The organism is Streptomyces sp. NPDC015532, assembly GCF_043078065.1.
Classification (GTDB): domain Bacteria; phylum Actinomycetota; class Actinomycetes; order Streptomycetales; family Streptomycetaceae; genus Streptomyces.
On record NZ_JBIBSY010000013.1, the window covers coordinates 68,556 to 90,451 of the forward strand.

At 72.7% G+C, this 21,896-nt stretch carries 17 protein-coding genes; 5 read left to right on the plus strand and 12 right to left on the minus strand.

Going from position 1 to position 21,896, the window contains the following annotated elements; all coding sequences use genetic code 11:
* The first annotated feature begins 21 nt into the window (after positions 1-21).
* Positions 22-1,452, plus strand: a complete 1,431-nt coding sequence (locus tag ACF07B_RS31165; RefSeq protein WP_392181424.1) for a lipase maturation factor family protein — start codon at positions 22-24, stop codon at positions 1,450-1,452.
* Positions 1,453-1,458: 6 nt separating this feature from the next.
* Here ACF07B_RS31165 and ACF07B_RS31170 read toward each other — a convergent pair whose 3' ends face one another.
* From ACF07B_RS31170 to ACF07B_RS31185, 4 genes are read right to left on the minus strand one after another with little or no spacing between them, the layout of a single operon-like run.
* Positions 1,459-2,298, minus strand: coding sequence for an amidohydrolase family protein (locus ACF07B_RS31170; protein WP_392181425.1), 840 nt, complete (start codon positions 2,296-2,298; stop codon positions 1,459-1,461).
* Positions 2,295-3,281, minus strand: a complete 987-nt coding sequence (locus ACF07B_RS31175; RefSeq protein WP_392181426.1) for an aldo/keto reductase — start codon at positions 3,279-3,281, stop codon at positions 2,295-2,297. The genes ACF07B_RS31170 and ACF07B_RS31175 overlap by 4 nt, the downstream gene beginning before the upstream one ends.
* Positions 3,278-4,042, minus strand: a complete 765-nt coding sequence (locus tag ACF07B_RS31180; RefSeq protein WP_392181427.1) for an SDR family NAD(P)-dependent oxidoreductase — start codon at positions 4,040-4,042, stop codon at positions 3,278-3,280. Before ACF07B_RS31180 ends, ACF07B_RS31175 begins: the two co-directional genes overlap by 4 nt.
* On the minus strand, positions 4,039-5,394 hold the full coding sequence (locus ACF07B_RS31185) for an enolase C-terminal domain-like protein (protein ID WP_392181428.1): 1,356 nt from the start codon (positions 5,392-5,394) through the stop codon (positions 4,039-4,041). Before ACF07B_RS31185 ends, ACF07B_RS31180 begins: the two co-directional genes overlap by 4 nt.
* Before the next feature lie 309 nt (positions 5,395-5,703).
* Between ACF07B_RS31185 and ACF07B_RS31190 the strand changes: the two genes are divergently transcribed.
* On the plus strand, positions 5,704-7,044 hold the full coding sequence (locus ACF07B_RS31190; protein WP_392181429.1) for an amidase: 1,341 nt from the start codon (positions 5,704-5,706) through the stop codon (positions 7,042-7,044).
* A gap of 193 nt (positions 7,045-7,237) precedes the next feature.
* On the opposite strand, the gene ACF07B_RS31195 is transcribed toward ACF07B_RS31190, so the two are convergent.
* Positions 7,238-7,414, minus strand: coding sequence for a hypothetical protein (locus ACF07B_RS31195; protein ID WP_369481209.1), 177 nt, complete (start codon positions 7,412-7,414; stop codon positions 7,238-7,240).
* A 527-nt stretch (positions 7,415-7,941) separates the two neighbouring features.
* On the opposite strand from ACF07B_RS31195, the gene ACF07B_RS31200 reads away from it, so the two are divergent.
* Both ACF07B_RS31200 and ACF07B_RS31205 read left to right on the plus strand, forming a co-directional pair.
* Positions 7,942-8,538 carry a metal-dependent phosphohydrolase gene (locus ACF07B_RS31200; RefSeq protein ID WP_392181430.1) on the plus strand — a complete coding sequence of 199 codons (597 nt, stop codon included), beginning with the start codon at positions 7,942-7,944 and terminating at the stop codon, positions 8,536-8,538.
* Between the two features lie 90 nt (positions 8,539-8,628).
* On the plus strand, positions 8,629-9,480 hold the full coding sequence (locus tag ACF07B_RS31205) for an SDR family oxidoreductase (RefSeq protein WP_392181431.1): 852 nt from the start codon (positions 8,629-8,631) through the stop codon (positions 9,478-9,480).
* Here the strand turns inward: ACF07B_RS31205 and ACF07B_RS31210 are convergent.
* The 6 genes from ACF07B_RS31210 to ACF07B_RS31235 form a co-directional block, all read right to left on the minus strand.
* Positions 9,459-10,973 carry an SDR family NAD(P)-dependent oxidoreductase gene (locus ACF07B_RS31210; protein WP_392181432.1) on the minus strand — a complete coding sequence of 505 codons (1,515 nt, stop codon included), beginning with the start codon at positions 10,971-10,973 and terminating at the stop codon, positions 9,459-9,461. The two genes, ACF07B_RS31205 and ACF07B_RS31210, sit on opposite strands and share 22 nt — an antisense overlap.
* 103 nt (positions 10,974-11,076) lie before the next feature.
* Positions 11,077-12,405 carry a wax ester/triacylglycerol synthase family O-acyltransferase gene (locus ACF07B_RS31215; protein WP_369481205.1) on the minus strand — a complete coding sequence of 443 codons (1,329 nt, stop codon included), beginning with the start codon at positions 12,403-12,405 and terminating at the stop codon, positions 11,077-11,079.
* A gap of 179 nt (positions 12,406-12,584) precedes the next feature.
* Positions 12,585-14,918: a GH92 family glycosyl hydrolase gene (locus ACF07B_RS31220; RefSeq protein ID WP_392181433.1), complete on the minus strand. Its 2,334-nt coding sequence runs from the start codon at positions 14,916-14,918 to the stop codon at positions 12,585-12,587.
* Positions 14,919-15,389: 471 nt separating this feature from the next.
* Positions 15,390-16,610, minus strand: a complete 1,221-nt coding sequence (glgC, locus tag ACF07B_RS31225; RefSeq protein ID WP_392181434.1) for a glucose-1-phosphate adenylyltransferase — start codon at positions 16,608-16,610, stop codon at positions 15,390-15,392.
* A gap of 89 nt (positions 16,611-16,699) precedes the next feature.
* Positions 16,700-17,851, minus strand: a complete 1,152-nt coding sequence (gene glgA, locus ACF07B_RS31230) for a glycogen synthase (RefSeq protein WP_392181435.1) — start codon at positions 17,849-17,851, stop codon at positions 16,700-16,702.
* A 199-nt stretch (positions 17,852-18,050) separates the two neighbouring features.
* The gene (locus tag ACF07B_RS31235; RefSeq protein WP_392181436.1) at positions 18,051-18,800 is read right to left on the minus strand and encodes a (2Fe-2S)-binding protein; all 750 of its coding nucleotides are present in this window, start codon (positions 18,798-18,800) and stop codon (positions 18,051-18,053) included.
* Positions 18,801-19,010: 210 nt separating this feature from the next.
* On the opposite strand from ACF07B_RS31235, the gene ACF07B_RS31240 reads away from it, so the two are divergent.
* On the plus strand, positions 19,011-20,507 hold the full coding sequence (locus ACF07B_RS31240) for a DMT family transporter (RefSeq protein ID WP_392181437.1): 1,497 nt from the start codon (positions 19,011-19,013) through the stop codon (positions 20,505-20,507).
* On the opposite strand, the gene ACF07B_RS31245 is transcribed toward ACF07B_RS31240, so the two are convergent.
* Positions 20,497-21,711: a transglycosylase family protein gene (locus ACF07B_RS31245; RefSeq protein WP_392181438.1), complete on the minus strand. Its 1,215-nt coding sequence runs from the start codon at positions 21,709-21,711 to the stop codon at positions 20,497-20,499. The genes ACF07B_RS31240 and ACF07B_RS31245 overlap by 11 nt on opposite strands.
* Between the last annotated feature and the right edge of the window lie 185 nt (positions 21,712-21,896).

Sequence of the window (21,896 nt, forward strand, 5' to 3'; positions counted from 1 at the left end):
GAGAGGAGAGGAGCACCCGCCATGGACTGGTTCGTCGCACCCGACTACTGGCTGAGCCGGCTGGTGTTCCAGCGGGGGCTCGCCGTGCTGTATCTGGTCGCGTTCCTGGGCGCGGCCGTGCAGTTCCGCGCGCTGACCGGGGAGCGCGGGATGCTGCCGGTGCCCCGCTTCGTGCGCCACGTCGCGTTCCGGGACGCGCCGAGTGTCTTCCACTGGCGCTACTCGGACCGCTTCTACGCCGCCTGGTGCTGGACGGGCTGCGCGGTGTCGGTGGCGCTGGTCGCCGGGCTCGACGGACACCTGCCGCTCTGGGGCGCGATGCTGCTGTGGTTCGTCCCGTGGGCGCTGTACCTGTCGGTCGTCAATGTGGGCCAGACCTGGTACTCGTTCGGCTGGGAGTCGCTGCTGCTGGAGGTGGGCTTCCTCGCGGTGTTCCTCGGCAACGACGAGGTGGCGCCACCGGTCGTCGTGCTGTTCCTCATGCGCTGGGTGCTGTTCCGGGTGGAGTTCGGCGCGGGGCTGATCAAGATGCGGGGCGACGCCTGCTGGCGGAACCTGACCTGCCTCTACTACCACCACGAGACCCAGCCGATGCCGGGTCCCCTGAGCTGGTTCTTCCACCATCTGCCCAGGCCGTTCCACCGGATCGAGGTGGCCGCGAACCACTTCACCCAACTCGTGCTCCCCGTGCTCCTGTTCACCCCGCAGCCGGTCGCGACGGCGGCGGCCTCACTGATGATCCTGACCCAGTTGTGGCTGGTCCTCTCCGGCAACTTCGCCTGGCTGAACTGGACGACGATCGTGCTCGCCCTGAGCGTGACCGAACTGCCCGGCACCGCGCCCCGGACTCCCGCCGCGCCGCTGTGGTACGAGGTGGTCGTGCTGGTGGTGGCCGCGGGACTGCTGGCCCTCGGCTACCGTCCGGCACGCAACCTGGTCTCCCCGCGCCAGGTCATGAACCGCTCCTTCGACCCGCTCCACCTGGTGAACACCTACGGGGCGTTCGGCAGCGTCAGCCGGGTACGTCACGAGGTGGTCGTCGAGGGCACGGCGGACCAGGTACCGCGCCAGGACGCCGACTGGCGGGAGTACGAGTTCAAGGGCAAGCCGGGCGATCCGCGGTACTGGCCGCGCCAGTTCGCGCCGTACCATCTGCGGCTCGACTGGCTGATGTGGTTCGTGGCGCTGTCCCCCGGCTACGCCGGCACCTGGTTCTCGGCTCTCGTGGAACGGCTGCTGGAGAACGACCGTGACACGCTGCGCCTGCTGCGCCGCTCCCCGTTCCCCGCCGACGCGCCTCCCCGCTACATCCGCGCCCGTCTCTTCCGCTACCGGTACACGACCTGGCGCGAGCTGCGCGACACGGGCGCGTGCTGGCACCGCACCTATGTGCGTGACTTCCTCCCGCCGACCCGCCTGGAGGGCGCCGCCGAACGGGAGGTGCCGCGCTAGTGCCGGTCAGAGGCGGTAGACGCGGGTGGCTGTGGCGGTGAGGACGGCCCGGCGCTCGCCCTCGTCCAGGTCTGCCGTCAACTCCTCGGCCAGTTGCACCACTTGGCCGTACGTCGCGGCGAGTGTGCACACGGGCCAGTCGGAGCCGAACATCGTCCGTCCCGGGCCGAAGGCCTCCAGGACCGTGTCCGCGTAGGGTCGCAGGTCGTCGGGGGTCCGGTGTGCCGGGTCCGCCTCGGTGACCATCCCGGAGAGTTTGCAGACCGTGTTGGGCAGCGCGGCCAGCTCACGGACGGCGCCCGCCCAGGGGTCCAGGGCGCCGGTGGCGATCGGTGGCTTGCCCAGGTGGTCCAGCACGAAGACGAGTCCGGGGTGTTCGGCGGCCGCCCGGGCGCAGGCGGGCAGCTGGCGGGGCAGAACGACCAGGTCGTAGACGAGCCCGGCGTCCGCGACGGCGGCCAGTCCCCGCCGCACGTCGGGGCGCAGCAGCCATCCGGGGTCGCGTTCGCCCTGGACCTGGTGGCGGATGCCCCTGAGACGAGAGCCGCCGGACAGGCCCCGCAGCCGCGCGAGTTCGTCGGCGACATCCGGCCGGGTCAGGTCCGTCCAGCCGACCACGCCCGCGACCAGGGGGCTGTGCTCCGCGAGCGCGAGCAGTTCCGGGGTCTCCTCGGCAACGGTGACCGTCTGGACGAGGACGGTGCGGTCCACCCCGGCGGCCGCGGCCGGCGCTTCGAGGTCGGTGATCGCGAAGTCGCGCCGCAGCGGCCGCAGTCCGGGTCCGGTGATCCAGTCCTGGTCGCGGACCGACAGGTCCCAGACGTGGTGGTGCGCGTCGACGGTCACGAACGCTCCGGGGCGGGCACGGGCGCGGTGTCGGGGAGCAGACCCTCCGTACGCAGTTCCCGCCAGAAGTCCGCGGGTACCGGCGCCGCGAACCGCTCGGCGCAGTCACGGACCTCGGCCGCCGAACGGGCCCCGGCCAGGACGCTCGCCACCGCCGGGTGGGCGGCCGGGAAGGTCAGGGCGGCGGCGCGCAGGGTGGTGCCGTGGCGTTCCGCGATCTCCTTCAGGCGCAGGGCGCGGTCGAGCAACTCGCGCGGCGCCACCGCGTAGTTGTACGTCGCTCCCGGCCTCGGGTCGGCCAGCAGGCCGGAGTTGAAGGCTCCGCCGATGACGACGGAGGTGCCGCGGTCCTGGGCGGCCGGCAGCAGTTCGGTGAGCGCGCCGTGGTCCAGGAGGGTGTAGCGGCCCGCGCACAGCACGACGTCGACATCGGTCTCGCGGACGAAGCGGGTCAGCATCCGCGTCTGGTTCATGCCCACGCCGATCGCGCGCACCACACCCTGCGAGCGCAGCTCCGCCAGTGCGGGAAAGCCCTCGCGGAACGCATGTCCGGCGTGGTCGTCGGGGTCGTGGAGGTAGACGACGTCCACGCGGTCCAGGCCGAGCCGTTCGAGGCTGGCGTCCAGGCTCCGCCGTACGCCGTCGGCGCTGAAGTCCCATACGCGGCGGTGCGTGGCGGGTACCGCGAAGCCGTCGGCGAGATCGTCGCCGCCCGCGTCCACGGGCTCCAGGAGGCGGCCCACCTTGGTCGAGACGGTGTACTCCGCGCGGGGCAGGTCACGCAGGGCCGCGCCCAGGCGCCTCTCGGAGAGGCCGAGGCCGTAGTGGGGGGCCGTGTCGAAGTAGCGGATGCCGCTCGTCCAGGCGGCGCCGACGGCCTCGTACGCCTGCTCGTCGGTGACTTCGCAGTACAGGTTGCCGATACCGGCGGCGCCGAAGGACAGCACGCTGACGGGGACGCCCGCGGCGCCCAGGGAGTTCACCGGACCGCCGGGCGCGGCCGCAGGCCCTGCATCCCGCCGTCCACCGCGAGCGCGGTGCCGGTGGTGGATCCGGACAGCGGGCTCGCCAAGTAGGCGATGGCGCCGGCGACTTCCGGTGCGGACACCAGACGGCCGGTGGGCTGGCGGGCCTCCAGCGCGGCGCGCTCGGCGGCCGGGTCGGGAGCGGCGTCCAGGAGCCGGCCGACCCAAGGGGTGTCCACCGTGCCGGGGTTGACGCAGTTGACGCGGATGCCTTCGCCGACGTGGTCGGCCGCCATGGCCAGGGTCAGCGCGAGGACGGCGCCCTTGGACGCCGAGTACAGCGCCCGCTCGGGCAGTCCCGCCGTGGCCGCGACCGAGCAGGTGTTCACGATGGCCGCGTGCGCGGACTCCCGCAGGTGGGGAAGGGCGGCGCGGGTCGTGCGCACGATGCCGAGGAGATTGACGTCCAGGACCCGGTGCCATTCCCCGTCGTCGTTGTCCTCGACGGTGCCGCGGGCGCCGATGCCCGCGTTGTTGACCAGGATGTCGAGCCCGCCCAGGTCCGCGACGGCGGCGGCCACGGCCGCGCGCACGGAGGCGTCGTCGCCGACGTCGGCCCGGTGGCCGGTCAGCGGCTTCTCGACGGCCGATGGATCGAGGTCGAGGACGGCGACCCGGGCGCCGCGGGCCGCGAGGAGCTCGGCTGCCGCCCGTCCGATCCCCGAAGCACCCCCGGTCACCAGCGCCTTCAGTCCATCGAAGTCCTGAGAGTCCGTCATACGGCGTGTCCCTTCGGTCCGTCGGCCTGGTGCCGGGCGAGGTCGGCGGCCCAGAAGGTACCGCCGGGGTAGGTGAACTCCGCGACGGACTCGGGCCGCATCGCGGCGGAGAAGCCCGGCGCGGTGGGCGCGGTGTAGTGGCCGTCGCGGATCACCACCGGTTCGGTGAAGTGCTCGTGCAGATGGCCGACGTACTCGATGACGCGGTCCTCGGTGGTGCCGGACAGGGCGACGAAGTCGAACATCGCGAGGTGCTGGACGAGTTCACACAGGCCCACTCCCCCGGCGTGCGGGCAGACCGGGACGCCGAACTTGGCTGCGAGGAGCAGGATGGCGAGGTTCTCGTTGACTCCGCCGACCCGGGCGGCGTCGATCTGGAGGATGTCGAGGGAACCCGCCTGGAGGAGCTGCTTGAAGACGACACGGTTCTGCGCGTGTTCACCGGTGGCGACCTTGACGGGGGCCACCGCCGCGCGCACGGCGGCATGGCCGAGGATGTCGTCGGGGCTGGTCGGCTCCTCTATCCAGTACGGCCCGCACTCGGCGAGCGCCCGGGTCCAGGCGATCGCCTCGTCCACGTTCCAGCGCTGGTTGGCGTCGACGGCGATCCGGATGTCCGGGCCCACCGCGGCGCGGGCGGCGCGGCAGCGGCGCAGGTCGTCCTCCAGGTCCGCCCCCACCTTCAGCTTGATCTGCCGGAAGCCCCCGGCGACGGCCTCGACGGCCAGGCGGGTCAGCTTCTCGTCGCTGTAGCCGAGCCAGCCGGGTGAGGTGGTGTAGGCGGGCAAGCCGTGTGCGCGCAGGGTCGCGGCGCGCTCCTCGGCGCCCTCCCTGCCCCGGCGCAGCAGTTCCAGCGCTTCCTCGGGCGTCAGCGCGTCCGTGATGTAGCGGAAGTCGACCTGGCCGACGAGCCATTCGGGATCGGCTTCCGCGAGCAGTTGCCACAGCGGCCGGCGCGCGCGGCGTGCGGCCAGATCCCACACGGCGTTGACGACGGCGCCGATCGCCATGTGCATCACGCCCTTCTCGGGTCCCAGCCAGCGCAGTTGGCTGTCGCCGACCAGGTCCCGGGACAGGGAGCCCGGGTCGGCGCACAGCTCGTCGAGGGACCGTCCGAGGACGTGTCCGCGCAGCGCGTCGATCGCGGCGACCTGGACGTCGTTGCCCCGCCCGATGGTGAAGGCGAAGCCGTGACCCTCGGCTCCGTCGGGGGCGTCGGTGCGCAGCACGACGTACGCGGCCGAGTAGTCGGGGTCCGGGTTCATCGCGTCCGAGCCGTCGAACGCGCGCGAGGTGGGGAAGCGGATGTCGTGGGTGTCGACCGCGACGACGCGGGCGGGGGTCGGGGGCACGGCGGGGCCTTTCCGTCGACGGCAGGGGTCCATGGCCGGGTGTGGAGGAATGCTCGGTCCTGAGGATCTCCCCCCGCACCCGTCCGCGTACAGCGTCGGACGCGCTTTCGGTCCGATGGCCGGCGGCCCCCGGCGGGCACGGCCGGGGAGCGATCCGGCCGCCCCCGTGGGCGCGTCGGACGCCGTGCCCCCGCGAGACCTGGGGGCCGGGCCGAAGGCCGGGGGCCGTGGACCCTCGACGCGGCGCCCGGACTGCGGGCAGAGTGCTCCCGTAACTACTCACCAGTACGACACGAGTGAGGAGCGCCCGTGACCACCTGGGCCGGCCGGACCGCCACCGAGATCGCCGCAGCCGTACGCGAGAAGAGGGTCACCCCCCGCGAGGTGGTGGCCGAGCACCTCGCGCGGATCGAACGCCTCGACGGGCGCGTCGGCGCCTTCCGTACGGTCCGCGACGGGGCCGCCCTCGCGGAGGCCGACGAGCTGGCCACCAGGGACCTGGGCCGGCTTCCCCTGGCGGGTGTGCCGGTGGCGGTGAAGGACAACCTCGCGGTGCGCGGCGAGCGGACCCGCAACGGTTCCGCCGCGACCCCGGACACGCCCGCCGACGAGGACCACGTCACCGTGGCCCGGCTGCGGGCGGCGGGCGCCGTCGTGGTGGGCCTGACGAACGTGCCCGAACTCTGTGTCTTCGGCACCACGGAGGGCGTGTACGGCAACGCCCGCAACCCCTGGGACCTGTCCCGCACGGCGGGCGGCTCCTCGGGCGGCAGCGCGGCCGCGGTCGCCGCCGGGATGGTGCCGATCGCGCTCGGCAACGACGGCATGGGCTCGCTGCGCATCCCGGCCGCCAACTGCGGTCTGGTCACCCTGAAGCCGGGCCACGGGGTGATCCCCGCCGGGATCGGTCACGGCGACTGGTTCGGCATGTCGGAGAACGGCCCGCTGGCCACGACGGTCGAGGACGCGCGGCTGATGTTCGCCCTCCTCGCGGACATCGAGCCGGCCCCGCCGGCGGAGCCCGCCACCCGCAGGATCGCCGTCTCGGTACGCAGTCCGCTGGCCGGTGTTCACGTCACCCGGCCGTATACGAACGCGGCCCGGGAGGCCGGCGCCCTGCTGGCCGAGGCGGGTCACCGGGTGCGGACCGCGAACCCGCCGTACCCGCTCTGGCTGAGCACGACCTCGCTCGCGCACTGGACGGCGGGCACCGCCGTGGACGCCGAGGACCTCGACCCGCGCAGGCTGGCCCGGCGCACCCGCGTGCACGCCGCTGTCGGCCGCCGCTTCGTGACGGGTGTGCGCAAGGGGGAACGCCGCGAGCAGTTGCGCGGACGTCTGGCGGCCTTCTTCGCGGAGTACGACGTGCTGCTCACCCCGGCACTCGCCCGGCGCGCCCCCGCCGCCGTCGACTGGCACAAGCGGGGCTGGCTGCGCAACGTCCTGGCCAACACCAACTACTCGCCGATGACCCCGCCGTGGAACCTCACCGGCTGGCCCGCGATGTCGGTTCCGTTCGGAAGACTGCCGGGCGGCGCCCCCTGCGCCGTCCAGCTCGTCGGCCTGCCCGGCTCCGAGGCGGCTCTGCTCGATGTGGCCGGGCAGCTGGAGGTACTGCACCCGTGGCGGCGCACGGCTCCGCTCGGCTGAGGGCGCCCCGGCCGGAGGGTGTTGCCGTCCGGCCGGAAGGTGGCGTGCGGCCGGACGGTGGTGCCGCCCGGCCGGACTGTGGCGTCACACGCCGAAGCCGCGGCCGGTGGTCGGCCGCGGCTTCTCCTGTTCGGCATGAGCGCGGGTACGGCACTCCCGTGCCGTGCCCGGTCTCGCCCGCTCCTGGCGTCGGTCAGTCGACGCTGGGCAGGATGTGGGGCTCGGCGAGGTCGTCCTCGTAGCCCGCGAGGCGGATCGGGGCGGACCTGGCCCACACGTCCAGGCTTCCGAGCTTGGTGTCGGACCCACCGCCGAGGTGGTCCCTGCGTTCCTTGGGGCCCTGATCGAGATTCGTCTTCTCTGGTGTCACCGCGCACTCCTTATGTGTCGGGTCACCCTCGGGACGTTAGGGCCCGGTGCTCTCGGGTCGCCTGACGGCCGCTCGGGTCTGAGTCGAAGCAGTTAGGGACGCGGTGGCGCCGGTAACTCGGGTGAGAGCAGGCCGTGGTGACCGGCTTGTCCCGGGACGGACCGTGGGTGTGGGTGGACCCCAGTAAGTCTGTCCGTCGGCTACAGCCTAACCAAATGAGCGGGCCCCCGCTCTATGGGGCTGAAAACGTGAGGTTACTGTCACACGTCATCCAGAGCCCATCACGCCACGATCTGCGGCGATTTGAAACATGATGCCCTCTTCGCGACCACCCATTCGGCTCAATATCGCCCCTGGACGGGGGCGTCGGGGCCGGCCACGGGCACGCGTACGTCACCATCGGCGCACGGCCGTCGCACATATCCGGCTCGAAGGCGCCACGCAGTTCAGTTCCCGTTGGCCGGTTCGCAAGGAGGCCGTGCTGTGCTGTCGCACGGCAACGGCCTTTCTCGCGGGAGGACTGACGCATGGAGCTGCGCGGCGTCGAGGAGCTGATGAGTCTGCTGCACGCGTGCCGGGGCGTCCACGACATCCCCGGGCTCGCCCACTCCCGGCTTCGCCCGGGCGGGGGACCGCCCGTCGGCGACCCCGTCGATCTGCACGACCACGCCCTCCAGACCGCCGCACTGCTGCGCCGGGGCCACCCCAGCGACAAGGAGCTCCAGGTCGCGGGCCTGGTGCACGACATCGGGCATCTGCTCGGGCCGGGTGAGGACGCCGGGCACGCGGGCCTCGCCGCCGACGCGGTACGGCCGCTCCTCGGCGAGCGGGTCTCCGGTCTCGTCCGGCTGCACGTCGCGGCGGGGCGCTACCTGGCGGCCGCCTCACCGGGCCACGGACGGGCCCCGTGCACCACACTCGCCCCGGCCGCCGAGGGTGGCGCGATGACCCGGCACGAGGCGGCCGCGTTCGAGCACGACCCGCTGGCCGAGGACGCGGTGACCCTGCGGCAGGCGGACGACGCCGGCCAGGTCCCCGGCCTGTACGCCGGGGACCTGGAGGACTGGCGCACCCTGCTGGAGCTGGTGGCGGAACGTTCCGCGCGGCTGGGAGCCACGGACTGACAGGTGCCCGCGCGCCGGCGCCCGGCCGACGGCGGCGGCGGTCGTCGCCGGGCCCTGTCGGCTGACGGTCCGTCATGAGACGGTACGCGGATGACGTCGCCGTACGGACTCGAGGGCAGGGCCGCCATCGTCACCGGCGCCTCACGCGGAATCGGTCTCGCCGTCGCGGAGGCGCTCGCCGCGTCGGGGGTGCGCGTGTGCGTGAGCGCGCGGGACCCGGACGCGGTGCGTCGCGCGGCCGGACAGGTCGGCGGCATCGGACTCGCCGGTTCGGTCACCGACGCGGCGCATCTGACGGAGCTGACCGCGGTGACGCTGCGCGCCTTCGGACGTCTGGACATCGTGGTCAACAACGCGGCGACCAACCAGCCCTACGGCCCGCTCATGGACGCCGACCCCGATCGCTGGCGCGACGCGTTCGCCGTGAACGTCGAGGCACCGCTGCGCCTGGTGCAGTGCGCCTGGCGGGCCTGGATGGGCGAACACGGCGGGGCCGTGGTCAATGTCTGCACGGAGGGCGCCGGACACGTCGGCCCGCAGGTCGGCGCGTACGGCACCAGCAAGGCCGCCCTGCTCCATCTGACCGGGCAGCTGGCCGGCGAGCTGGCTCCGAAGGTGCGGGTCAACTCGGTCTCCCCCGGCCTCGTCCGTACCGAGATGGCCCGCTTCGTGTGGGAGGACGCCGAGGACGAACTCGGCGCCGGGCTCCCGCTCGGCCGTATCGGACGGCCCGAGGACGTCGCCCGCGCCGTGACCTGGCTGGCCTCCGACGCGGCCGGGTGGATCACCGGTGCCGATCTGCTGGTCGACGGGGGAACGCGGGTGAGAGCGGCCTACCCGGGCGCCCCCGCCCACGCCGTCCACGAACGGCTGCGGCGACGGACCCCCGACACCCGAGGGTCCGCGCGGCAGCCGGGGGCTCACCACTTGCCGGGCGCGTAGTCCTTCAGGAAGACGCCGTACAGGTCCTCGCCCTCTTCGCCGCGGACGATCGGGTCGTACACGCGGGCAGCGCCGTCGACGAGGTCGAGCGGGGCGTGGAAGCCCTCGTCGGCCAGGCGCAGCTTGTCGTAGTGCGGGCGCTCGTCGGTGATCCAGCCGGTGTCGACCGAGGTCATCAGGATGCCGTCGCTCTGGAACATCTCCTGGGCGCTGGTGCGGGTCACCATGTTCATGGCGGCCTTCGCGGCGTTCGTGTTCGGGTGGCCCGCGCCCTTGTAGCCGCGGCCGAACACGCCCTCCATCGCGGAGACGTTGACGACGTAGGCGCGCCCCGCGCCTGCCGCGCGGGCGGCTTCGGCCATCCGCGGCCGCAGCTTGCTGATCAGGATGAACGGCGCCGTGTAGTTGCACAGCTGGGTCTCCAGCAGCTCGACCGGCGAGATCTGCTCGATGGTCTGCACCCAGGTGTTGCTCTCCACGACGTCGGGGACCAGGCCGCCCGCGTCGATGGCGGTGCCCTCACGGTGGCGGACGACACTGGCGTTGCCGGCGACCAGGGCGAGGTCGGCCACCTTCTGCGCGTCGAGACCGGAGACGCCGACGGGCAGCGCGGTCAGTCCGTCGACCGCCCCGGAGTTGAAGGCGCCGATGATCTCGCGGGCGGGCAGTTCACCGGCCGGCAGCGGGGCGCTCTCGCCCTCGACGAGCGCGGCGTAGGCGGAGGGCAGCCGGCGCACGGTCTGCGTGGCGTTGTTGATCAGGATGTCGAGCGGACCCTGCTCGGCGACGCGTTCGGCCAGGGCCACGGCCTGGGCCGGGTCGCGCAGGTCGATGCCGACGACCTCCAGGCGGTGGATCCAGTCCGCCGAGTCGTCCATGGCCTTGAAGCGGCGGATCGCGTCGTTCGGGAAGCGCGTGGTGATCGTGGTGTGCGCGCCGTCACGCAGCAGGCGCAGCGCGATGTACATGCCGATCTTGGCACGGCCGCCGGTGAGCAGCGCCCGCTTGCCGGTGAGGTCGGCGCGGGCGTCGCGGCGGGAGCGGTTCAGGGCGGCGCAGTCCTGGCAGAGCTGGTGGTAGAAGTAGTCGACCTCGACGTACCGCGCCTTGCAGGTGTAGCAGGAGCGCGGGCGCTGGAGTATCCCCGCGATCTTGCCCTCCTCGGTCACCGACGACGGCAGGATGCCCTCCGTCTCGTCGTCGATGCGCTGGGCGGAGCCGGTCGCGGTGGATTCGGTGACCTGCTTGTCGTGGGCCGTCTTGGCGGCGCGGCGCTCCTGGCGGCGGCGCTGCTTCACGGTCCGGTAGACGCCGGCGGTGGCGCGGCGCACGGCGATGGCGTCGGGGTGGTCGACGTCGATCTTCTCGAGTTCGTCGAGCACGTCGAGACAGACGGCCAGTCGCTCGGGGTCGATGCCGGGACCGAACGCGATGTCCGCCACATCTGTCGTGTCCACGGCGGGGGTCGCCCGGCCGTCCTCTGTCACCGTCATCGCTGCTGCCGTTCCTCGGGTTGTGCGCCGCGTTCGAAACCGCGCTCGCTTTCGAAGGCGGAATTTTACGGACCAATCGCGCGCGGCACCAAACCCGTTGTGATCATGGCGTGCAAGCGGTGATCAGTACGCGCACCTCCTCGGCCAGGGAACGGGCCAGCAGATCGAGGTCGGGAACGGCCTCGGCGTCGGCCACGAGCCCGTAGTGGACCTTCCCCCGGTAGGTCGAGACGGCCACCGCGAGGGCCTGGCCGCGGGCCAGCGGGGCGAACGGGTAGACCTCGGTGAGCGGGCAGCCGCCGAGCTTCAGACCGAGACTGGGCAGCGGCACGCTGGTGACGAGGATGTCGAAGAGCAGCCGTGCGGCCTGGCCCACGACCGGGCCGCCGAGCCGGTGCCCGAGCGGCGGGACGTGGTCGGCGAGCAGCGCGACGGCTCCGGCGCCCCTGTTGGGTCCGGCGTCCTTGTTCCGGTCCATCGCCGTCCGTACGGCACGCAGCCGGCCGAGCGGGTCCGGGTCGTCGACGGGAAGCCGTATCAGATAGCCCGAGAGCCGGTTGCCCTGCGGCTGCGCGGTGCGCGGCCGGCGCCGGGAGACGGGGATCAGGGCGCGCGGGGAGACTCCCTCGCTGCCGTCGCCGCGCTCGTCGAGCCAGCGGCGCAGGGCGCCCGCGACGACGGCGATCAGGACGTCGTTGACCGTGCCGCCGACGGTCTTGCGGACGATGTGCACGTCGTCGAGGTCGATGACCACCCCGGCGGTGCGCCGGGTCCCGGTGGGCGACGAGGTGAGGGCGGGCGAGGACTGCGCGCCGAGTGTGGCGCGGGCCACGGAGGTGCCGATGTCGAGGGCGCGGCCCACGTCGGAGAGGGTGCCGCGGACCAGTCCCGGCAGCTTGCGGACGTCCGGGAAGAGCCCTCGGGGCGGCTCGGCGGGACGCTGGCGGGGTTCCGGCAGGTCCATCGGGTCCATGATGGCCGCGGCGAGCATCAGCGCCCTGAGTCCGTCGGCGAGCGCGTGATGGAATTTGAAGAGCACCGCGAAGGACGTGCCGTCCTCGCCGGGCAGCACGTGCGCCTCCCAGGGGGGACGGCCGCGCTCCAGCGGGCGCTCCATGAGCCGGCCGGCCTCGGCGTGGAAGTCGGCGGTCGGCTTGTGCAGCAGGACGTGGTCCAGCGGCTCGAAGTCGGGCGCGGGCTCGCGGGCCGCGCCGCCGAAGGCGAGGGGCGCGGTGGGCTGCCACACGTCGCGGATGCGCATGCGCAGCCCGGGGACGGCGGCGGCGCGGGCCGCGAGCAGGTCCGCGGCGTGGGCGCCGGCGGCGGGCGAGTGCGCGGCGAAGACACCGAGGGCTCCGAGGTGCATCGGGTGCCGGTCGGACTCGATGTTCCAGAACGCCAGGTCGAGTGGTGCGAGGAGGTCGGAGATCAAGGGCTTGCTCTCGCGTCGACGACGGGTGAACTTGCAGTCAAACCCGGACCGGTGATTACGGTCAAGTACGATCAAGTTACGCACAGTTAACACCTGATTAAGTCCCGCCCCTCCGAAGCGGACCGGTCCCGTCCCTCCTCCGAGGGGCGGGACCGGTCCGCCTCAGGACGGGTGGGGCGTCACTTCAGGACCGGGGGTGCCGCCGAGGCGGCCGTTCCCCACTCGGACGGCTCCGGGCCGACCGTGAAGCCGAGGGACCGGATGCCCTTCAGCGTGCCGGTCGTCACGTACGTACGGCCGTACGGCGAACCGTCGAGACGGGCCGACCGGATGTACCGGTCGGTGTCCGAGGTGCCCGGCGCCGTGATGGTGAGGGCGCCGCGCGGGTAGTAGCGCCGGTCGAGGGTGAGGTCGACCCGCTCGAAGACGGGCGTGGACAGACCCCAGGTGTCGTAGCCGGGCTGCACCGGGAAGATCCCGATGGACGACAGGACGTTCCAGGCGGACATCGTGCCGAGGTCGTCGTTGCCGGTCATGCCGGTCGGCGCGTCGGTGAACAGGGTCAGCGCCGCGTGCACGACGTCGGTCGTCTTCCACGGCTGCCCGGTGGACAGGTAGGTGTACGGGGCGATCAGGTCGGGCTCGTTCTGCGGGTTGTACTTGTCGGCGTTGTAGTACGCGTACGGGCCGTTGACCCAGACCTCGCGGGCCGTCTTGGCGGGGTCCTTCAGCAACTGCCCGTAGGCGAAGAACGCGTCGAGCCGGTCGTTGGCGGCCTGCTTGCCGCCGATCAGGTCGACCATGCCCGGCAGGTCCTGCGGCACGAGCCACTGGTACTGCCAGGACGTGCCCTCGTGGAAGCCGACGCTCTGGGCCGGGTCGGCGGGTCCGGTGAAGGCCCCGGAGGCGTCCCGGGCGCGGAAGAAGCCGGTCGAAGGGTCGTGGATCGCGCGGTAGTTCTGGGAGCGCGCCAGGTAGCGCGCCGCGTCCTCGTCATGGCCCAGGTCCCGTGCCATCGCGCCGAGCACGGCGTCCGACAGGGCGTATTCCAGGGTCGTGGAGGCGCCGTGGTCGTAGTCCGAGTCGCCGGGCTTGGCGTGCGGACGGCCCTTGACGTAGGGGGCGAAGCCGTTCGCGATGTACTCCCTGTTGGCCTCGCGGCCCACGGCCGGCGAGTCGGCGGGCGGCACACCGTCGGCGTTCTTCCTCAGCGCGCGGTACGCCCGCTCCTCGTACCCCGTGAGCAGGCCCTGCTGGTAGGCGTTGGTGAGGAACGGGGTGACCGGGTCGCCGGTCATGATGTTCGTCTCGACCGTGCCGTACCCCCACTTGGGCAGCCAGCCGCTCTCCTCGTCGATCCTGAGGACGGAGATCGCCATGTCCCGCGCCTCACGCGGCGCGAGCAGGGCCAGCAGCTGCGACTGGGTGCGGTAGGTGTCCCACAGCGACCAGTTCTGGTAGTACGTGAATCCCCTGGCCCGGTGGATCCGCTGGTCCCAGCCGGTGTAGCGGCCGTCGGCGTCACTGCCGATGTTGGGCGCGAGGAAGGAACGGTAGAGCGACGAGTAGAAGGTGCGGCGCAGGGTGTCGGCGCCGCCCTCGGCCCGGACGTCGTCGAGCCGGTCCTCCCAGGCGCGGCGGGCGGCCGCGCGGACCGCGTCGAAGGAACGTCCGCCCTCGGAACGGAGGTTGACGGCCGCGCCGCGCGCGTCCACGTACGACAGCGCGGTGGTCGCCTCGACCGTGCGGTCTCCGGTGGTGTCGAAGCGCACGAAGGCCCCGGTGCGCCCGGTCGTGCCGGACGTCTCCCCGGAGCCCTCGGTGACGGTGTCGCCGTTCCAGGTGCCGGAGGTGGTGAACGGCCGGTCGAAGCGGGTGATCGTGTACACCGTGTACGGCTTGGTGCCCTGGCAGAAGCCGCTGCCGGTGATCGCCGTGCGGACGGTCCGGTTGTCCAGGATCTCGACCTTGGTGGCGACCGTCCGGTGCAGCGACTGGCCCGCGTTCAGCAGCACGTTGGCCTTGTCGGTGGCCGGGAAGGTGTAGCGCTGCACGCCGGTGCGCGCGGTGGCCGTCAGCTCGGCCGCGATCCCGGACTTCAGGTCGGCCCGGTAGAAGCCGGGGTGCGCCTCCTCGGTGTCGTGGCCGAACTCCGCCGCGTACTGCGCGTCGTCCGTCCGGGTGACGTCCCCCGTCGTGGGCAGGACGGGCAGGTCACCGCCGAGCCCGCAGCCGACACCCGAGAGATGGACGAGGGAGAAGCCGCGGATGTGGTTCTGGGAGTGGTCGTAGCCGGTGTTGTGGCCGGTGTCCGGGGAGAACTGCACCATGCCGAAGGGCAATGCGGCGCCGGGATAGGTGTTGCCCTCGTTCTGCGTTCCGATGAACGGATTGACCAGGTCGGTGAGTTGGCCGTCGCGCGGCTCGGCGGCCTGTGCGGTGGGCAGGGCGAACAGCGCGGAGGCTGTCACCAGTCCCGCCGTGCACAGGCGCAGGCGCCGGGTCCATCTCATGCGGGAGACCTCCGGTGGGTGATCGACATCGTTGTCCTCATGCATGGTCGGGGCGGGGGACCCGCTTTCCGGGCAACCGGAGGGGATCCGGCGGACGCGTCGCGTCCAGGCGCGGTGCGTCCGGAACCGCACCCTGCGATGACATCGTTGTCAGAGTCGTACGACGTTGTCATCGGCGGCAGTTGGCATGACAGCACGGGATTCCGCGGCCCGTCCAGGGACATGACAAGCAGGGTCCGACAACGGCCGGAAGTCGTCGTGGGGCCCGGGCGCGGTGCGGCGCGCTGTCCCGGGACCGTCCGTCCGCCGGCCGACAGGGGCCCCGGGGCGCGGCTGGAGAGACCGTCGTCCCGCGGGGCCCGTGGTTTTCCGCGAGGTCCGTGCGGTTGGCGGCGGGGCCACGCGAGGCCTGTGAGGGGTTCGCGAGGCTCTACGAGAGCCATGCGGTGACAGGAGGTCCGGCAGGCCCGGTCAGGGCACGCGCTGGCCCTTGCCCAGGGCGATCACCCCGTCCTTGGAGACCGTGTAGAGGGCGGAGTCGCGCTCCGGATTGACCCCGATCGTCGCACCCGGCGGCACCTCGACGTTCTTGTCGAGCACCGCGCCGCGCACCACGGCGCCCCGCCCGATCTTGACGTTGTCGTGCAGGACCGATCCCTGCACCACCGCTCCGGGATCGACGACCACACCCGGCGACAGCACCGACCGCGTCACCTGCCCGCGGATCAGGCACCCCGCGCTGATGATGGACTCGCTGGCGATGCCGCCCGCGTTGAACCGCGCCGGCGAGAGCTGCCCCGAGCTGGTGTAGAGGGGCCAGCTCCGGTTGAACAGGTTGAACGCGGGCCGCTCGGCGATCAGGTCCATGTGGGCGTCGTAGTAGGCGTCGAGGGTGCCCACGTCACGCCAGTAGCCCTGGTCGCGGGTGGTCTCGCCGGGCACGTGGTTGTCGCTGAAGTCGTAGAGCTGCGCCTCGCCCCGCTCGGTGAGCGCGGGCAGGATCGAACCGCCCATGTCGTGCACGGAGTTGTCGTCCTCGGCGTCCCGCTGAAGCGCCTCGACGAGCGCCTTGGTGGTGAAGATGTAGTTGCCCATCGAGGCGAAGACGCACTCGGGGTCGTCCGCCAGGCCCGGCGGGTCGGCGGGCTTCTCCAGGAAGCCCCGCACGCTCTGCCCGTCGGAACCGGGGCTGATGACGCCGAAGGACGACGACTCGGTACGCGGCACCCGTATTCCGGCCACCGTCACCCCCGCCCCGCTCTCGATGTGCTGGGCGAGCATCTGCCGGGGGTCCATGCGGTAGACGTGGTCGGCGCCGAACACCGCGACGTACTCGGGCTGTTCGTCGTGGATCAGGTTGAGCGACTGGAGGATCGCGTCCGCGCTGCCGAGATACCAGCGGGGCCCGAGCCGCTGCTGGGCCGGAACGGGGGTCACGTAGTTGCCGAGCAGGCTCGACATCCGCCACGTGGTGGTGATGTGCCGGTCCAGCGAGTGCGACTTGTACTGCGTGAGCACGCAGATGCGCAGGATGTCGGCGTTGACGAGATTGGAGAGGACGAAGTCCACGAGGCGGTACGTACCGCCGAAGGTCACCGCAGGTTTCGCCCGGTCCGCGGTGAGCGGCATCAGCCGCTTGCCCTCACCGCCCGCCAGTACGATTCCCAGCACCGAAGGTCCACCGCGCCGCATGCCGCCGCCCCTCTACGCCTACGCCCGATCGGGCCGCGCCCGGCCGTCCGGACACGCCCCGCGTTCCTGAAGTTCGCCTGTCCGAACGGTTACCCCGCTTTGAGGACTTCCTCGTACAACCGGACCGTCCTCCGCGCCACGGCATCCCAGCCGAACTCGCCCACCGCGCGCCGTCGTCCGGCCTCGCCCATCCGCCGGGCCGTGCCGGGGTCGGCGAGCACGGAGTCCAGGGCCGCCGCGAGCCCCCCTTCGAAGTCGTCCTGGAGCGGCACGAGAAGGCCCGTCTCGCCGTGCTCGACCACCTCGGGAATACCGCCGACCCGCGAGGCCACCACGGCCGTCCCGCAGGCCATCGCCTCCAGGTTGACGATGCCGAGCGGCTCGTACACCGAGGGACACACGAACACGGCCGCATGGGTGAGGAGTTGGATGACATCCGGCCGCGGCAGCATCTGCGGGATCCAGTGCACGCCGTCCCGTACGGCACTCAACTCCCGGTACAGGTCGCGGAACTCACGGTCGATCTCCGGGGTGTCGGGGGCGCCCGCGCACAGCACCACCTGGGCGGCCGGGTCGATGTCCCGTACCGCGCGCAGCAGATGGGGCACGCCCTTCTGCCGGGTGATACGGCCGACGAACAGGATGTACGGGCGAGCGGTGTCCAGACCGATCCGCTCCAGGACGTCGGTGCCGTGGTCGGGCCGGTAGAGGGCGGTGTCGATGCCGTTGTGCAGGACGCGCACCCTCGCCGGGTCCAGGCCCGGGTAACAGCCGAGGATGTCGTCGCGCATGGCACCGGAGACCGCGATCACGGCGTCGGCGGCCTCGATGGCGGTTCGCTCGGCCCAGCTGGAGAGGGCGTAGCCGCCGCCGAGCTGCTCGGCCTTCCAGGGGCGCAGCGGTTCGAGGGAGTGGGCGGTCATCACGTGCGGAATGCCGTGCAGGAGCTTTCCGAGGTGTCCCGCGAGGTTGGCGTACCAGGTGTGGGAGTGGATCAGGTCGCGGCCTTCGAGCGCGGCGGCGATGGAGAGGTCCACGGAGAAGGTGCGCAGGGCGTCGTTGGCGCCGTCGAGCGCGGACCAGGACCGGTGACGGACGACTCCGCCGGTGCCGCCCTCGCCCCAGCAGTGCACGTCGAGTTCGGTGAGAGCGCGTAACTCCCTTGCGAGGAACTCGACATGGACGCCCGCACCGCCGTAGACGTCCGGCGGAAACTCCCGGGTCAGCAGTCCCACGCGCACACAGAACTCCCGTCCTAGCCGGCTGGTGCCCCTCATGGTCACTCAGTTGAAGCCGATACGGAAGACCGCGAGAAGCACGCCCGCGTCGGGGTCGGCCGGGCGCGGTGCCGGGACCGACGGGCCGCCGGTGTCAGGACCGGCGGGGCACCCTTGCCAGCGCCGGCTGGGCGCCGGCGTCAGGGCCGGCCGGGCGCCCTCGTCAGGTCCGGCGGGGCCCGGGGCGTGGTGGGCGTTCGAAGCAGCAGTCGCCGCAGACTCCGCCGCCGGGCACCCGGTAGTACAGACAGCAGCTGCGGCGGCGCAGCGTGCCGGGGTCGAGGGTGCCGGAGAGATCGGGGTGCGCGAGGAGCCCGCCGGCCAGCGTCCTCGCCCGCTCACCCACGTCCGGGCGCCCGTGGGCGCGTGCCCAGCGGTCCAGCTGGCGGACGGTCCCGGCCAGGGCGGAGCCCGCGTTGCCCCACAGCAGGGCCGGTGAGACGCGATGGCGTGAGCGCAGGGCCGCGCTCAGCGGGACGAGGAGCCCGGCGCGCACGACCGCGTCGAGATCGGCCACGGGCCGGAAACGGACCTCGCGCAGCCAGAGGTCGTCGGGAGCACCGGCGTCCGGGTCCCAGTCCAGCAGCTCCGGGTCGAGGTCGGGCACCCGGCCGCAGAGCGCGGCCGCGCCGAGGGCGATGGACCAGAAGCGGGCCGCGAGTCCCTGCTGCGCCACCGAGACCGCGACCCGCGATTCGGGGGCTCGGATACTCTGCGCGACCTTAAGGATGCGGAAAGTTACCGGATCTTCGTAAACCTCCCCGGCCGTTCCGGTTCGCGGGTCCGCCCAGGCGTCCGCGAGGGTGGGCAGGGGGCCGCGCGGCGGTACGCCGGTGCGTAGTACGAAGAATCCGCCGAGCGCGTCGAGCGCCTTGAGGCTGGGGTCGAGGTCCACGAAGAGCAGTAGTACCAAGCCCCCTAGGGGTAACCACCAGTGGATCGGGTGGTGGTGTCGCCCACCCTGGGGAGGACACCGGGCGATTCGTACTCCATCGGCAGTAGGACCCAATGACTGCTCAGGGACGACGACGAGAACTAAATCGCACGGCATCGTTGTTCCCATGGAAGCCGACCGTTCGTCGCGCCGGGCCGCAGCTCCGCGCCGTTCGCAGAGGAGGGACTCATGAGTGCCCTCGCTTTGTCCGTGGTGCTCTCGTTCGTCTCAGCCGTGGCGTACGCGGGCGGCGCGATCATCCAGGAGCGGGTCGCCGTGACCTCTCCCGGCCAGACCTACGCGCCGTTGCGCAGGCCGGGCTGGTGGGCGGCCGTCGCGCTGACCGGCCTGGGCGGGCTGCTGCACGTGGTCGCCCTCGCCTTCGGCCCGCTGAGCCTCGTACAGCCGCTCGGCGCGCTGACCATCGTCTTCGCGCTTCCGATGGCGGCCCTGTTCGTCGGCCGCAGGGCCGGAGCCGCCGCCTGGCGCGGCGCGATCATGGCCACCGTGGGTCTCGCGGGCCTGCTGTCCCTGGTCGGCGCGTCCGACGCGCAGTCCCTGAGCAACCCCCAGCGCGTAGCGCTGGGCGTGGTGTCGGGCTGCGCGGTCGCGGCCCTGATGGTGGCGGGGCGCGCGGCGCACCGGCACCCGGCGGTACGCAGTGTGCTGCTGGCGGTCGCGGCGGGCATCGCCTTCAGCATGTCCTCCGTGTTCACCAAGACCGTCGCGGTCGACTGGTCGCGGCACGTGTCGCTCGCCGACCTGTCGAGCCTCGCGGCCATCGGTGCCTTCGCGACGGCCGGCATGCTCATCTCGCAGGCCTCCTACCGCGGTGCGGGCCTGGAGGCGCCGCTGGCCACGCTGACGGTGGTGAACCCCGTCGTGGCGGCCGCGGTCGGCATCACGATGTTCGGCGAGACCTTCCGGTACGGCACCGCCGGCACCGCGCTCGCCCTGGGCTGCGGCGTCGTCGCGGCGGGCGGTCTGATCCTGCTCACCATCGAGCGGATCGGCAGCGGCGAGCGACCCGCGCCCTCCGTCCGGGAGCCCGGAGCCGTCCCAGAGCCCGGAGCCGTCCGGGAGGAGCCGGTGGCCCTCCCCGAGCGCGGAGCCGTCCCGGAGCCCCTGGTCTCGGTCGCGCCCGAGGTGGACGCCGGGCAACGGGCGGACGGGCCGCACCGGCCCACCGCCGTCCCGGCCTCGGTGGCCCTCACGGTCGCGTCCGAGCCGCGGCTCCCCGGCCGGGCCGTGTCGCGGCCGCGCCTCGCGGAGCCCGCCGTCCCGGCCGTCGTCGGCCTCGGCGCTCTCACGGCCGCCGAGGCGGCCGTGGCGGAGCTGCTGGCCGGGCTGCCCGAGCCCACCGCGCCCGCCGAGGGCGCGGACGGGTTCGCAGCGGATCCGCAGCCGGGCACCGGGAGCATGGCATCCACGCGACGGGCGGATACCGCGAGCGTGCCGCAGGCCGCGCGGGCGGACGGCGACGGCGTGTTCCCGCCGGCGCTGCGGCCCGCGGTGGCGGGCGCGTTCGTACCGGCTCCGGTCACGGCCGCCGTGCCCGCGACGGGGGTCGTCGCGGCGGGGCACCCGGCAACCCGGGACGAGCTGCCCTACCTGACCGTCATGCTCGGTGTGCCGTACGTGCCGATCCCGTTCGTCAGCCACCACCGCACCCGAGTCAAATCCTGACGCCGCCGGCCCGGAGATACGCCAACGGGTCGATGTCCGAACCGAAGCCGGGCCCGGTCCGCACCTCGAAGTGCAGATGCGGGCCCGTGCTGTTGCCCGTGGACCCCGAGCGGCCGATGCGCTGGCCGGCCACCACGCTCTGCCCGCTCTTCACGGAGATCGCCGAAAGGTGGCCGTACTGCGTGTAGCGGCCGTCGGCGTGCCGGATCACCACCTGGTAGCCGAAGGATCCGCCCCAGCCCGAGCTGACCACATGGCCGGCGGCGACCGCGGCGACGGAGGTGCCGGTCGGCACGGGGAAGTCGACCCCCGTGTGGTAGCCCTTCGACCAGTGGGAGCCGGTGGCGTGGTAGGCCGTGCCGGTCGCCGCGTGCACCGGGGCGACGAGGCCGTGGGTCCCGGTCCTGGCGGGGGTCGTCGTGTGCGTGGACGTCCTGTCGGCCGAGGTCTTCTTCGCCGGCGCCTTCTTCTCGGGCGCCTTCTTCGCGGGCGTGCGGGTGTGCGTCGTGGACGGGCTCTTCGCCTCAGCGGGCCGCGTGTGCCCGGGTGCCTGGGTCCGGCCGCTCAGGGTGAGCCGCTGGCCCGGCAGGATCAGGTCCGGGTCGGAACCGACGGCCGTACGGTTCGCGGCGTACAGCCCCTGCCAGCCGCCCTGGACGTGCCGCGAGTCGGCGATGCCGGAGAGCGTGTCGCCGTGCACGACGGTGTACATCTCGGCGGTCCCCGCCTGCGACTGCGGCGTGGTCTGCGGCTTCACGTCCCGCACCGACCGCTGCTTCGCCGTCTGCGGCGCGGTCCCCGCCGGGCTGATGTCGGGGGCCGCGCCCCCTCGGGTCAGCCCCGCGCGGACCGAGCACACCGGCCACGCGCCGGGCCCCTGGCCCTTCAGCACCTTCTCGGCCACGGCTATCTGCTGGTCCTTCGTGGCCTGGTCCGCGCGCCCGGCGTAGGCCTTGCCGCCGTACGCCTCCCAGGTGGACCGGGTGAACTGAAGTCCGCCGTAATAGCCGTTGCCGGTGTTGATGCTCCAGTTGCCGCTGGACTCGCAGGCGGCGACCTTGTTCCAGGTCCCGACGTCCGCCGCCTGCGCGACTCCGGCCCCCACCAGGGGGAGCGCGATCCCGGCGCCGCCCGCCGTGACCGTGAGCGAGGCGCGATTGATCCTGTTCGGCTGATACCGGCGGTGCCGGCCGCGTACGGCCATGAGGGAGCCCCCTAGACATGCGTCAGGAGCGGCAAAAGTAAGCGCTGGGAACAGGCCGGGACAAGGCGTCAACCGGCCGCTCCGAGAAGGTGGTTGACCGGATCCCGGGCCGCCGTCGGACCGCATGCTCTCCGCACGGTGGGTGACCGGGCGGACGCGGGAGCGGGGTGCGTCGCGCACCGCTC